The sequence below is a fragment of the Massilia sp. METH4 genome (assembly GCF_037094685.1).
Classification (GTDB): domain Bacteria; phylum Pseudomonadota; class Gammaproteobacteria; order Burkholderiales; family Burkholderiaceae_D; genus Rugamonas.
The window spans coordinates 3,089,738-3,104,163 of the sequence record NZ_CP146614.1 but is presented as its reverse complement, the minus strand read 5'-3'; the positions used below and the strand labels follow the sequence as shown (position 1 = coordinate 3,104,163).

Below are 14,426 nucleotides of genomic sequence, written 5' to 3'. Positions count from 1 at the left end.
CGCACAAGGCTGACCATTACACAACGTTACGAACTCTTTTCATGCCCTCCCCTGTGACCGATTCCCGCTTCTACCAGCGCTGGCTTGCCGCCGCGCCCGACCGCCAGGCCAAGATCGATGCTTTGGTACAACAGCCGCTGGACGGCGCCGACCTCGATGCGCTGCTGGCGGCGGAACGCGAGGGCAATACGCTGCCGCTGGCGCGCGGCATGCGCCGCCTGCGCAACCTGCTGATCGCCGGCCTGATCCGGCGCGACCTGGAGGGCCGGGCGGACCTGAACGAGGTGGTAACGGCCGTGACGCGGCTGGCCGATTTCGCGATCCGCACCCACCTGGCCGAGATCGATGCCGAGATGCGCGCCGCGCATGGGGTGCCGACCGGGTCCGAGTCGGGCGTGCCGCAGGAACTGATCGTGCTCGCGATGGGCAAGCAGGGCGGCTTCGAATTGAATGTATCTTCCGACATCGACCTGATCTTCGTCTATCCGGAAGATGGCGACACGGTGCCCACGGCCCCTGGCCAGCGGGTGCTGTCGAACCACGAGTATTTCGTGCGGCTCGGTAAAAAACTCATCGCCGCGATCGCCGAGATCACCGAGGACGGTTTTACGTTCCGCGTCGACATGGCGCTGCGCCCGAACGGTGGCTCGGGTCCGCTGGCGGCCAGCCTGGGCATGGTGGAGCAATACCTGATCGTGCAGGGTCGCGAGTGGGAACGCTATGCGTGGGTGAAGGCGCGCGCGGTCACGGGCCGCGCCGAGGATATCGCCGCGCTCGAAGCGATCGTGCGGCCGTTCTGCTTCCGCCGCTACCTGGACTTTGGCGTGATCGATGCGATTCGCACCATGCACGCACAGATCCGCGCCGAGGTGAAGCGGCAGGAGCGCCTGCACCCGGAGCGCAGCCACAATGTGAAGCTGGGCCGCGGCGGCATCCGCGAGATCGAATTCCTGGCCCAGGTGTTCCAGCTCATCCGCGGCGGGCGCGACCCGAGCCTGCGCGACCGCTCCACCCGCGCCACCCTGCGGCAATTGCCGGACAAGGGCCTGCTGGCCGCCGACATCGTCGAACGCCTGCTGGATTCCTACACCTTCCTGCGCAACCTGGAACACCGGCTGCAATACCTGGAAGACGCGCAGACGCACACGCTGCCGCCCAACGATGCCGACCGCGAGACGGTGGCGCGCTGGATGGGCCTGCCCGACGCGGCAACCCTGATGAGCGCGCTGGAAGAGCACCGCCGCTTCGTGGCCGAGCAATTCGACGCCATGTTCGCCTACAAGGCGGGCGACGAGGAAATCGACCCGGCCACCAGCAACGAATGCGCGGACCCGGACAATATCGAGGCGATCGAATCGCGCTTCGCCAGCCTGGGTTACGACAACCCGTCCGCCGCGGCGCGCCGGCTGATCGCCACGTGGCAGGCCCCGCGCGTGCAGTCGATGCCGGAAGCGAGCCGCCAGCTGCTCGTGCAGCTCATCAACGGCGCCCTGCCCCGCATCGCGCGCGCGGCCGAGAACAACCCGGTCGGCACGCAGCTGGGCACCTTGGGCCGCCTGCTGGAATTCCTGGAAGCGATCGCGCGGCGCTCCTCCTACCTGTCGCTGCTGACCGAATATCCGCACACGCTGGAACGGGTGATCGACATGATGCACGCGAGCGCCTGGGCCGCCACCTTCCTCACGCAGCACCCGATCCTGCTGGACGAGCTGCTGGACGACCGCATCCGCAACGCCGTCTTCGACCCAGAGACGCTGGCGCAAGACCTCGACGGCCAGCTGGCCGTGTACGAAGGCGATACCGAGCGCCAGCTCGACATCCTGCGCGAAGTGCACCACGCCCAGCTGTTCCACCTGCTGGCGCAGGACCTGGCCGGCGACCTGACCGTGGAAAAGCTGGCCGACCACCTGTCCGCGCTGGCGGACGTGATCGTGGCCGCGGTCATTCGTGCGGCGTGGCAGACCGTGGCCAAGCGGCACCGTGAAGTGCCCCGCTTCGCTGTCATCGCCTACGGCAAGCTGGGCGGCAAGGAACTGGGCTATGTATCCGACCTGGACGTGATCTTCCTGTACGACGACGACGACCAGGAAGCGCCCGGCCTGTACGCCAAGCTGGCGCAGCGCTTCATCACGTGGATGACCACGCACACGTCGGCCGGCATCCTGTTCGACATCGACACGGCGCTGCGGCCCGATGGCGCCAGCGGCATGCTCGTGTCGTCCGTGGGCGCGTTCGAGCGCTACCAGAAACAGTCGGCCTGGGTGTGGGAACACCAGGCCTTGACGCGCGCCCGCTTCTGCGCCGGCGACACGGCGATCGGCCAGCGCTTCGAGGAAATCCGCTGCGAGGTGCTGCGCCAGCCGCGCGTGACCGGCGAGGAATTGAAGAAGGAAGTGCTGGCGATGCGCCGCCGCATGCACGATGCCTACCCGAGCCGGGCCGATACCTTCGACCTGAAGCAGGATGCCGGCGGCATGATCGACATCGAATTCATCGTGCAATACCTGGTGCTCCAGCATTCCGGCCAGCACCGCGAGCTGACGGCCAACCGCGGCAATATCGCCCTGCTGCGCATGTGTGCCGACCTGGGCCTGATCGACGCCACGCTGGCGACGCAGGTGGGCGATGCCTACCGCGCGATGCGCAAGCTGCAGCACCAGATCCGGTTGCAAGGGGGGGAGCAGTCGCGCGTGGATCCGCTGCGGGTAGCGGTGCATGCCGAGAACGTGCGGCGGTTGTGGAGCGAGATCTTCGGCAGCGGAACCGGCTGATGCGCGCCTACATTTACAAATATTCAATAACAGAATATTATGAAAATGTTGTATGTAACATGAAAGTAACAATTAACTTTAAAATACTGTTGACGTAGGTTAATTCGGCGTTGTCATATGGAATATCGTCCTGTGCAGAGCGCAGGGCGGTTTGTGACAACTCTGGAGAAAACCTGATGAAAGAAACCACCCTGTCCCGCTCGGTGCGACTGATCTGCGCCGCGGGCCTGGCCGGTGCGCTGGCGATCCCGGCCGCGGCTCAGCAAGCGGATCAACCGATCCAGCGCGTGCAAATTACCGGCTCGGCGATCAAGCGCATCGACGCGGAAACCGCCGTGCCCATCACCGTCGTCAAGATGGACCAGCTGAGGGCGGAAGGCATCACCACCGTCGAGCAGGTGCTGTCGACCGTCTCGGCCATGCAGGCCACGCAGGGCACCAGCCAGGTCGTGGGCCTGGGCACCGGCGGCGCTTCGTTCGCGGACATGCGCGGTATTGGCGAGAACAAGACGCTGGTGTTGCTGAACGGCCGCCGTCTCGCCAACAATGCCTTCGACAGCTCGGCTCCCGACCTGAACATGATCCCGTTCGCGGCGATCGAGCGCGTGGAAGTGCTGCGCGACGGCGCCTCGTCGCTGTACGGCTCGGACGCCGTGGGTGGCGTGATCAACTTCATCACCAAGAAGGACTTCACGGGCGGCGTGGTGACGGTGGGCGGCGACTCGCCGCAACACCCGGGCGGCCAGAGCGTGAACAGCAATATCGGCCTGGGCTTCGGCGACCTGGACGCGGATGGCTGGAACTTCTTCGCCATGGGCGACTTCCAGAAGCAGCGCGCCATCGGCGGCCTGGATCGCGACTTCAACAAGCGTTACGCCGGCGGCCTGTCGGGCAGCACCAGCCCCGCCAACTACTACCAGGACGGCGATTCAGGCAACCCGGCCGCGCCGAACTGCACGAGCGCGCCGAACCTGGTGTCCGACGGTACCAGCTGCAAGATGACGACCTCCAGCTTCGTCGACTACGTCCCCCGCTCCGAGCGCGCCACGGGCCTGTTCAAGGGCACGCTGAAGCTGCCGAACAACCATGAACTGGGCCTGGAATACCTGATCAGCCGCAGCAAGGTGGAAAGCGCCATCGCGCCGGTGCCGTATGGCGGCCTGATCATGAACCGCACGCTGGCCAACGGCGCGTTGAACCCCTACTACCCGGGCAATCCGGGCGCGATCACGCCGAACATTCCGCTGGACCCGACCTTCGTGGGCGAAGGCCTGCCGGAAGGCGCCCAGCCTGGCTACATCAACGTGATGTGGCGTAACCTGCCGGGTGGCCAGCGCGCCGACGAGAACATCAACCGCCAGCAGCGCTTCGTCGCTTCGCTGTCCGGCAATATCGCCGGCTGGGATTACCAGACCGCCCTCTCGTACAACGAGAACAAGGTGAAGGTGAACCTGAACGGCTACAGCAATGGCGACATCATCACCCAGGGCGTGCTCGACGGTGTGATCAACCCGTTCGGCGAGCAGACCGCGGCCGGGCTCGAGCTGATCCAGTCCGCTGCCCTGAACGGCAATATCCAGAACGCCAAGGGCACCACCAAGACCTTCGACGTGAACGCCAGCCGCGAACTGGCCGACTGGTTCGGCGCCGGCCGCTCCGCCGCGCTCGCCATCGGCGGCGTGGCGAGCCGCGAAAGCTTCGTGATGGCGTCCAATACGCCGTACGCGGAGAAAGTGGTGGCCAGCACCGGCATCGACCCGACCGCCTACAACGCAGGCTCGCGCAATGTGTACGCCGCGTACGCCGAGCTGAACGTGCCGATCGTGAAGACGCTGGACGTAACTGCCGCCGTGCGCTACGACAAGTACAGCGACTTCGGCAACAGCACCAATCCGAAGTTCAGCTTCCGCTGGCAGCCGGCACCGGAAGTGCTGGTGCGCGGCTCTTACTCGACGGGCTTCCGCGCGCCGTCGCTGTACGAGATCAATGCTTCGCAGACGTACACGAATACCTCGACCCAGAACGATCCGGTGAACTGCCCGAACGGCACGCCGATCCCGGGCAAGGGTTCGGCCACGAACTGCCGCGTGCAGTTCCAGAAGCTGCAAGGCGGTAACCAGAACCTGGATCCGGAAGAGTCGAAGAACGCCACGCTGGGCATCGTGTTCGAAGGCGTGAAGAACCTGACGCTGTCAGCCGACCTGTGGGCGATCAAGCTTGAACACCAGATCGACAGCCTGTCCGAGGACGACGTGTTCGCCGACGGCGTGAAGTACGCGGCGCTGTATCACCGCAACCCGGCCGGCAACCTGTCGATCGACGGTTCGCAGTGCGTAACGCCGACCAACTGCGGCTACGTCGACCTGCGCACGCAAAACCTGGGCAACATCAAGACCCATGGCGTGGACCTGGCAGCCCAGTACCGCCTGCGCACCGATGCGTTCGGCACCTACAACTTCGCGCTGAACAGCACCTGGGTGCACGGCTTCAAGTACCAGACGTCGCAGGGCGGCGAATGGATCGACCGCCTGGGCGCCTACCGCGGCATCGGCCCCGTGTTCCGCTGGCAGAACACCGCCAACGTGCGCTGGAACCTGCGCCAGTTCGGCGCGGGGCTGACGGCGAACTACAAGTCCGGCTACCTGGATGCGGACAACGGCTACGACGAAAACCACCGTGTGCCGTCGTACACGACGTTCGACGGCTACCTGTCGTGGACGCAGCCGAAGGGCTACGCCATCACCTTCGGCGTACGCAACCTGTTCGACCGCGAACCGCCGCTGTCCTACCAGGAAGACACCTTCCAGGCCGGCTACGATCCGCGCTTCGCTTCGGCGATCGGCCGCACCTACTACGTGCGGGCTTCGTACAGCTTCTAAGCCAGCAGCGGGACAGTCCCTGTTGTAAAAAATCGGGGCGGTCCGGCGCCCCGGCTGTCCCTGTTGTTAGGATGTGACTTCCACTGTTGTAAAAATTCGGGGACAGTCCCCGTTGTAGAAGCGAGACGTAAAAAAGGCGCCGGAAGGCGCCTTTTTGCTTTGCTGCGGGAGCGGATTACTTGGCGTTGAACAGCGCGACGGTGGTGTCCAGCATGCGGTTCGAGAAGCCCCACTCGTTGTCGTACCAGGACGAGACCTTCACCAGGCGGCCGGAGACTTTCGTCAGCGTGGCGTCGAAGTTCGACGAGGCCGGGTTGTGGTTGAAGTCCACCGAGACCAGCGGGTCGGTGTTGTACGTCAGGATGCCTTTCAGGGCGCCTTCCGAAGCCTGCTTCATGATCTGGTTGATTTCATCCACGGTCGTGTCGCGCTTGGCGATGAACGACAGGTCGACGATCGACACGTTGATGGTCGGCACGCGGATCGCGTAGCCATCCAGCTTGCCGTTCAGTTCCGGCAGCACCAGGCCGACAGCGGCGGCAGCGCCGGTCTTGGTCGGGATCATCGACTGCGTGGCCGAACGGGCGCGGCGCAGGTCTTCGTGCATCACGTCGGTCAGCACCTGGTCGTTGGTGTAGGCGTGCACGGTGGTCATCAGGCCGTTTTCCAGGCCGATGGCGTCGTTCAGCGGCTTGACCAGCGGGGCCAGGCAGTTGGTCGTGCAGGAAGCGTTCGAGATCACGGTATCCGACGCCTTCAGCACGCCTTCGTTCACGCCGTAGACGATCGTCGCGTCCACATCCTTGCCGCCCGGTGCGGAGATGATGACTTTCTTGGCGCCGCCCTTCAGGTGGGCCGAAGCCTTTTCCTTGGTCGTGAAGAAGCCGGTGCACTCCAGCACCACGTCCACGCCCAGCTCGCCCCATGGGATTTCAGCCGGGTTGCGCTGCGCGAACACGCGGATCTTGTCGCCGTTGACGATCATGAAATCGCCGTCGACTTCCACCGTGCCGTTGAACTTGCCATGCGCCGTGTCGTAGCGGGTCAGGTGCGCGTTCGATTGCGCGTTGCCCAGGTCGTTGATCGCAACGATCTGGATGTCCTGCTTCTTGCCGCCTTCGTAGAAAGCGCGCAGGACGTTGCGGCCGATACGGCCATAACCGTTGATAGCTACCTTGATCGTCATTACATGTACTCCTGATTAAAGAAAAATGGTTCTTATTATGCAACACCCCGCGATGTACGCGGGGTGTCTTGAAGTTCTTTATGCAGCGATGACAGACTTGGCTTTTGCAACCACGTTTTCCACCGTGAAGCCGAAGTGCTTGAACAGCACGCTGGCCGGAGCGGATTCGCCGAAGGTATCGATACCGACCACGGCGCCTTCCAGGCCCACGTACTTGTACCAGAAATCGGTCACGCCGGCTTCCACGGCCACGCGCGGAATACCTTTACCCAGCACGCTCGCCTTGTAGGCGGCATCCTGGCGGTCGAACACGTCGGTGGACGGCATCGACACCACGCGGGCCGGGATGCCTTCGCTCTTCAGCGCGGCGGCGGCGCCCACGGCCAGCTCGACTTCGGAACCGGTGGCGATCAGCACCACTTTCGCACCGGCTTCGTCGGACAGGATGTAGCCACCCTTGGCGATGTCGGCGATGGCCTGTTCCGAACGCTCGTGGAACGGCAGGTTCTGGCGCGAGAAGATCAGCGTGGTCGGGCCGTTCTTGCGCTTGACGGCTTCACCCCAGGCGACCATCGATTCGACGGTGTCGGCCGGGCGCCAGTTGTCCAGGTTCGGGATCAGGCGCAGCGAGGACACGTGTTCCACCGACTGGTGGGTCGGGCCGTCTTCGCCCAGGCCGATCGAGTCGTGCGTGAACACGAAGATCGAGCGCTGCTTCATCAGCGCGGCCATGCGCAGCGCATTGCGGCTGTAGTCGGAGAACGTGAGGAACGTGGCGCCGAACGGGATGTAGCCGCCGTGCAGGGCCACGCCGTTCATGATGGCACTCATGCCGAACTCGCGCACGCCGTAGTTGACGTGGTTGCCCGGCTTGCCGGAACGGATGTTGGTCGATTCCTTCCAGTTCGTCAGGTTCGAGCTGGTCAGGTCGGCCGAACCGCCCAGGAATTCCGGCAGCACCGCCGACAGGGCCTGGATCGCGTTCTGCGATGCCTTGCGGGTGGCGATGGTTTCCTTCTTCTCGACGCAGGCGCGGATCGCGGCTTGCAGCGTTTCGTCGAAGTTGGCCGGCAGGTCGCCGTTCATGCGGCGCTTCAGCTCGGCGGCTTCGGCCGGGTAGGCGGCGGCGTAGGCGTCGAACTTCGTGTTCCATTCGGTTTCGAAGGAAGCGCCCTTGTCCTTGAAGTTCCAGGCGGTGGTCACTTCTTCCGGGATCACGAACGGCTCGTGGCCCCAGCTGATGTATTCGCGCACGGCGGCGATTTCCTTGTCGCCCAGCGCGGCGCCGTGCACCTTGTCGCCACCCTGCAGGTTCGGCGAACCCTTGCCGATCACGGTCTTGCAGCAGATCAGCGTCGGCTTGTCGGCCTTCTTCGCCTGCTCGATGGCGGCGTCGACGGCGGTCACGTCATGGCCGTCCACGTCGCGGATCACGTTCCAGCCGTAGGCTTCGAAGCGCTTCGGCGTGTCGTCGGTGAACCAGCCTTCCACCTTGCCGTCGATCGAGATGCCGTTGTCGTCGTACAGCGCAATTAATTTACGCAAACCAAGTGTGCCGGCCAGCGAGCACACTTCGTGCGAGATGCCTTCCATCAGGCAGCCGTCGCCGACGAACGCGTAGGTGTAGTGATCGACCACGTCGTGGCCAGGCTTGTTGAATTCGTTCGCCAGCAGCCACTCGGCCAGCGCCATGCCGACCGCGTTGGCCAGGCCCTGGCCCAGCGGACCCGTGGTGGTTTCCACGCCCGGCGTGATATCGACTTCCGGGTGGCCCGGGGTCTTCGAATGCAGCTGGCGGAAGCCGCGGATGTCGTCCATCGACACGTCATAGCCGGACAGGTGCAGCAGCGCGTAGTGCAGCATCGAGCCGTGGCCGTTGGAGAGCAGGAAGCGGTCGCGGTTGACCCAGTCCGGATTGGCCGGGTTGTGGCGGTGGTGACCGCTCCACAGCGCGACGGCGATCTCGGCCATGCCCATCGGCATGCCGGGGTGGCCGGAATTGGCTTTCTGGACGGCGTCCATCGCCAGCGCGCGGATCGCGTTGGCCATCTGGGTGTGGGGAAGCTTAGCGTTCATATCAGTTGGTGCGGGAGGTTGGGGATTCCGGGGGCTACAGGCTGTTCCAAGCTGATGACCGACGATGACCATGCTGAAACTGCCTTGGCTGCGTAGCCCGTTATTTTACCAGAGGCCGGGGCCGCAGCTTAAAATCAGTGCATTTTGACCTATCCCAATTGCCATGCCACGTTTTTATCTTGACGAACCTCTAACACCGGGCCAGCTGGTGGAACTGCCGCCCGAGGTGGCCCACCACATCCATGTCGTGCGCCTGGTGCCGGGCGATGCCGTGACCGTGTTCAACGGCACCGGCGGGCAGTACGACGCGGTATTGACCGAGGTCGGCAAGAAACGGGCGACGGCCGAACTGCGCGCGTTCGACGCGCGCGATGTCGAACTCCCCTATGCCATCACGCTGGCGCAGGGCCTGCCGGAAGGCACGAAGATGGACTGGATCGTCGAAAAGGCCGTGGAGCTGGGCGTTGCCGGCGTGCAGCCGCTGGCCGCGCGGCGCTGCGTGGTGCGGCTGTCCGCCGAGCGGGCGCAGAAGAAGCTGGAGCACTGGCGCGGCATCGTCGTGGCCGCTTCCGAGCAGAGCGGGCGCAACCTGCTGACCGCGGTCGCGGAACCGGCCGAGTTCCGCGACTGGATCGGTACGCCGGCCGCCGGACCGCGGCTACTGCTGTCGCCGCGCGGGACGTCGTCGCTCACGCAATGGGCGCGGGAGAATGGTCCGCAGGCCGTGACCCTGATGATCGGCCCGGAAGGCGGTTTCACCGACGAGGAAGAGGATGCAGCCGTGCGGGCCGGCGCCGTGATGGTGTCGATGGGGCCGCGGGTGTTGCGGACGGAGACGGCCGCGCTGGCGGCCGTGGCGCTGCTGGGCGGAGTGTGGGGTGGCATGTAGACCGGCTCGTTGGCCGCGGAACACCTGCGTCTGACACCATTTCCCGACGGGAGATGGTGTCAGCCACGGGTTTTTCTCCGCCCCAGACTGAGATTTCTACCTGCCTCAGAACGAATAACTCGCCCCGATACTGAAATACCGCCCCACCGCCCCCGCCTGGTGCAAGGTCGCGTTATACGCCGTCTGCGCCGTCGCATTCCCATAGGTCGCCACGTCGATCGGCGGCTGGCGGTCGAAGGCGTTCAGGATCGAGGCCTTGATCGTCAGGTTCTTGTTCACGCGGTAGACGGCGTTGATGTCGGTCGACATGAACGAGCGGATCTTGCAGTATTCCGGCGGCGTGCCGTTCGGGTTGTTGACGAAGTAGGTGCGGCCGCCCACCCCCTCGGCACTCTCCGAGCAGTCGTTGTAGCCCAGTGAAGGGTCCAGGCCGCTGTAGGAACCGACCCAGTTGAGCGTGCCGGTCAAGGTCAGCGGTCCCTTCTCGTAGCCCAGGGTGAGCTGGGCGCGGTTCTTCGGATTGCCCGTGTTCCCGGACACGACGGATGGACCATGGGTGCCGGCCAGCTCGTACTCGTTGCCCAGCTGCTCGAGCCTGTAGCTGATCATGTGGTTGAAGCTCAGCTGCGCGCGGAAGTTGCCGATGTCGCCCGCGTTCCACCGGTAGCTCAGGTCCAGTTCCACGCCGGTGGTCTTCACCCCGCCGGAGTTCACATACGACGACTGGGCATAGGCGATCGTGCCGACCGGCGGCAGGCCGGTGACGAGGCCGCCATTGCCGTCGGCGATGTCGATCGGGGCCACGGGGTTGCGCACGAAGTTCGGTTCGAAGTCCGGCAGGCCGGATTCCGTATTGATCTGGTTTTTCACATGGATGCTGTAGTAATCCAGCGTGGCGCTCAGGTTGCGCACCGGTTCCAGGATCAGGCCCAGCGTGAACGACTTCGATTTTTCCGGCTGCAGGTCCGGGTTCGTCGTCTGCACGAAGGCAGGCACGAACGCGCAGGCCGAGGGCACGTTGCCGGCCGTATCGCGGTTGCCGTCCGCGCACAGGATCGGGTCGTCGATCGCGTTGAACGAGAACGTGGACGACGAGATGCCCGCCTCCGCCGCGTTCGGTGCCCGGAAGCCGCGCGCGAACGTGCCGCGCACCGTTACGGCCGGGTGGGCCTTCCACTTGAACTTCGCTCCCGGCGTGAACGAATTGCCGTAGGTATCGTAGTGGTCATAGCGCGCGGAGGCACTCAGCTCCAGGTTCGGCAGCGGCAGCGCGTTCAGCTCGGCGAAGGCGGCCGTGTTGGTCTCGTCGCCGAACACGTAGGCGGCGCCGTTGCCGACGATGCCGTTGGCCAGCAAGTCCGGCGGCGGCGCGTTCAGCTCTTTCTTGTACCACGACACCCCGGCGGCGAACGTGAGCGGTCCGCCGCCCGGCAGGCGCGCCAGCTCGCGCTGCGCATGCGCCTCCACGAACGTGAGCTCCGATTCGGCTTCGTTGCCGAACGTGGGAGCGATGGCCGCCATGTCCGCGGCGGAGTTGCCGCCCAGCGGGTTGAACGGGTTGCTGGCGCGGCGCAGCGCATCGTACAGCGCCACGCGGTTGACGAAGTTGTTGTAGACCGATTCGGTCTTCACCTTCGAATAGCCGGCGGCCGCGCCAATGTCCCAGCCGGCCCAGGTGCCGTTCAGGTCGGCGGCGAGACGCGTCGCCGTCGATTCATTGTTCTCCTGGCCCGCCGAGCCCAGGCCGGGAATGAAGCCATACAGGCGGGCCGGGGCGCCCAACTGGTTGAAGCCGCCCGCCGGGATCAGCACGCTCGGCACGCCGTTCACGATGCGCGGCGGCTGCCCAGGCACGAGCGCCGTATTGCCGCCGAACGCATTGGTGGTGGTGTAGGCGACGCCGTTCGTGAGGCCCCGGCCGTTGGTGCTTTCGCGGCGGAACAGCGACGCCTTCAGCGCCAGCGTCCAGTCCTCGCCCAGTTTCTTCGTGAAGCCGGCCAGCACGCTGAACTTGTCCGAATCGGGCTGGATATTTGCCACCTCGTCGCGCACCGCGCACCCGCCCGCCCGGTACTTCAGGAAGTTGCAGGTGGGGTCGAGGAACTGATAGCTGGCCGGGTTGTTGACGCCGGTGGCCGGGTTGTACAGGAAGGGACTGCTGGCGGCGGTCAGGAAGCTGTTGCTCTCGTTCGGGATGCCGCGCCGCACGGACAGGCCGCCGCGCGTCGTCCAGTCGCCGCTGGCCCAGCCGTATTGCTCGCGCTGGTGCACCTTGATCGCGTCGGCATGGCGGTACTCGGCGCTGACGTAGGCGTTCCAGCCATCCGTATCGATGTCGCCGATGCCGCCGGTGGCCGTCACCTTTTGCATCTTACCGCCGCCGTGCTGCGAGTTGCCGACTTCGGCACTGGCGTTGAAGCCCTTGAATTCCTTCTTCAGGATGATGTTCACGACGCCGGCCACGGCATCGGAACCGTACAGGGCGGACGCGCCCTCCTTCAGCACCTCGATGCGCTCGACGGCATCGAACGGGATGGCCGACACGTCGACGAACTGGCGCTGCGAGTCGTCCGACAGCGGGTACGGGGCCATGCGGTGGCCATCGACCAGCACCAGCGTGAGCCCGACGGATAGGCCACGCAGCGACACGCCGGAAGCGCTGGAAGCGAACGCGCCTGAGAAACCCGTGCCCAGCGCGCCCTGGCCGTTGGCGGACAAGTTGCTGAGCACTTCTGCGATCGATGTCTGGCCCGAGCGGGCAATGTCGGCCGCGGTCAGGATCTGGATCGGGCTGGGGGTTTCCTTGTCGGCGCGGCTGATCAGCGAGCCGGTGACGGTGACGCGCTGCATGGGCTGCTGGTCGGAAGCGGCGGGAGCGGCGGGAGCGGCAGGAGCGGTGGGAGCCGTATCTTGTGCCAGCGCGGAGAGCGCGGGCAGAGCGGCGACGGCGCCAAACGCTAGCGCCAGCGACCGTGCGAGAACGGTGGGATTGGCCATCATGGTTCCTTGGTGAGCTGGCCTCGCCATGCAGACGGTCCGTCGGGATCGCCGTGCCGGAAAGGCTTTGTTTATCGTGCCCCCGCAAACTGCGCGGGGACGACTCGCTCGGAAGACCAGTGGCTGTTGTTGTTCATTTCCGAAAGCGTCATCAAAACACGCCTCGAAATGCAATGTCAAATTGAAAACATTGGTATGCAGCACACTTGCAACAATAGGGCTGCTGTTCCTTCTGCGTGGCTGAAGATTGCCTGGAAAGTGGTATCAGTGGCAAACCCGGGTGTTCCAAAGTCGTCTGCGGACAGATCGTTCCCGCTGCGGAAGGTGGCAATCTGCTCAATAGAACACGCTTGCGTCGGCGGCGCTACTTCATGATGGCAATTGGCAAGACACCGACCGAGGCAGAGGCAACAGCGAATGCAACAACCGCTACGAAGAGAATTCCGTAGAGAAGAATGATCGGCGTCGAATGAGAGATTGAGAAAGCAACCAACGCCTCCTTCGGTCGTCGGCCGAGCAACAAAGGGACTATAAAAAGCGTCAATATAGTAAGAACACTGCCTCCCCCAACTCCAATTGCGAATCCCCGCCAATCCGAGGTCGCAAAAATCCCTCTGCTGTACAGGACGAACGCACAGACGAAGCCCAAGGCAAAGCATCCATTCGCAAGCCAGATGGCAAGCCTGTTCTCCTCTACCAGAATGCGAGCGCTTTTGATCCCGCATACCTCAGGCACCCAACGTCGAAGAAGAGCACACAGGCCGACGGCTAGAACGCCACCCAACGCGCCACTGATGAATGGCCGCAACACTTCAAATTCCATGAATTATTCCCGACTGTTGTCCCTATCCTTGCTTTACTCCTACGGAGTAAAGCCGGCTTCAGCCACGAAGAGTTCGAGCGCCTGCCAGCCCGATTCCCCTACCATATTTCTACTGTGCTGGCGCATCCACGATGATTTCCCTCTTCCGGAGGTTAGTGAACTTGTGCTACCCCAGCGAAGCGCCTTTCCCAAAGAGCCAAGCCAGCATCCGCCACCAGCAATGCCAGTTCCTGCCAGCCCGGGCCTTTCTTCATCACTACCATATCGGCCCGATCGTAGCCACCCACGAGTCTGACGCTACTAGCAAGAAAATAGACATCCATGAATTCCTGCTCGCGAAGGCTTCGGACGAAAACATCGATCAGTCCGGGATCCTGGCTATCCAGGCGCAAGACCCCGTCCCGATGGTTATAAAGCACCCCTGCACGCGCCATGGCCGTATAGAGCGACACAAACTTCCTCTCGCCAGCCAGGTATGTATCCAGATGCCCATTCTCCAGCGCCATCGAATAAGACATGACCTGACACTCGCCTGCTTCCCGCTCGGTCAGCACGTGATCGAACAAGGAGATGAACCCGAAGACGTTCGATACGTCCTTTTCGCACAGTTCATCGTCCAAGTCAGGAAAGAATTCCTTGCGAATACACTTCTCGTTATCGTCCATCTTCACTTTCATGTCACCCGTCCTTGTCGACCGCCCAGCTCAGCTCAAATCTTTTCGAGGGCTTCAAAGCCGGCTTGTCGCGCTTCCCTTCAGCGAGATCGGGGCTTGGACCGGATTCAGCTCGACTCAGAATCCCTGCA

8 protein-coding genes are annotated in these 14,426 nt (G+C 63.9%); 3 read left to right on the top strand and 5 right to left on the bottom strand.

Going from position 1 to position 14,426, the window contains the following annotated elements; translation table 11 throughout:
• The first annotated feature begins 41 nt into the window (after positions 1-41).
• Entirely contained in the window at positions 42-2,771 is a 2,730-nt protein-coding gene (glnE, locus tag V6Z91_RS13720) for a bifunctional [glutamate--ammonia ligase]-adenylyl-L-tyrosine phosphorylase/[glutamate--ammonia-ligase] adenylyltransferase (RefSeq protein ID WP_338771167.1), read from the top strand.
• 176 nt (positions 2,772-2,947) lie between these two features.
• Positions 2,948-5,650, top strand: coding sequence for a TonB-dependent receptor (locus V6Z91_RS13715; protein ID WP_338771166.1), 2,703 nt, complete (start codon positions 2,948-2,950; stop codon positions 5,648-5,650).
• A gap of 175 nt (positions 5,651-5,825) precedes the next feature.
• On the opposite strand, the gene gap is transcribed toward V6Z91_RS13715, so the two are convergent.
• Positions 5,826-6,836 carry a type I glyceraldehyde-3-phosphate dehydrogenase gene (gene gap / locus V6Z91_RS13710; protein ID WP_338771164.1) on the bottom strand — a complete coding sequence of 337 codons (1,011 nt, stop codon included), beginning with the start codon at positions 6,834-6,836 and terminating at the stop codon, positions 5,826-5,828.
• Between the two features lie 78 nt (positions 6,837-6,914).
• Positions 6,915-8,912: a transketolase gene (gene tkt / locus V6Z91_RS13705; protein WP_338771162.1), complete on the bottom strand. Its 1,998-nt coding sequence runs from the start codon at positions 8,910-8,912 to the stop codon at positions 6,915-6,917.
• A 163-nt stretch (positions 8,913-9,075) separates the two neighbouring features.
• On the opposite strand from tkt, the gene V6Z91_RS13700 reads away from it, so the two are divergent.
• Complete coding sequence (locus V6Z91_RS13700; protein ID WP_338771161.1) at positions 9,076-9,801, top strand: 16S rRNA (uracil(1498)-N(3))-methyltransferase; 726 nt, start codon at positions 9,076-9,078, stop codon at positions 9,799-9,801.
• 105 nt (positions 9,802-9,906) lie between these two features.
• Here V6Z91_RS13700 and V6Z91_RS13695 read toward each other — a convergent pair whose 3' ends face one another.
• From V6Z91_RS13695 to V6Z91_RS13685, 3 genes are all read right to left on the bottom strand, one after another.
• Positions 9,907-12,801: a TonB-dependent receptor gene (locus V6Z91_RS13695; protein ID WP_338771159.1), complete on the bottom strand. Its 2,895-nt coding sequence runs from the start codon at positions 12,799-12,801 to the stop codon at positions 9,907-9,909.
• A gap of 361 nt (positions 12,802-13,162) precedes the next feature.
• The gene (locus V6Z91_RS13690) at positions 13,163-13,621 is read right to left on the bottom strand and encodes a hypothetical protein (RefSeq protein WP_338771157.1); all 459 of its coding nucleotides are present in this window, start codon (positions 13,619-13,621) and stop codon (positions 13,163-13,165) included.
• Positions 13,622-13,773: 152 nt separating this feature from the next.
• Entirely contained in the window at positions 13,774-14,298 is a 525-nt protein-coding gene (locus V6Z91_RS13685) for a hypothetical protein (RefSeq protein WP_338771155.1), read from the bottom strand.
• Positions 14,299-14,426: the final 128 nt, after the last annotated feature.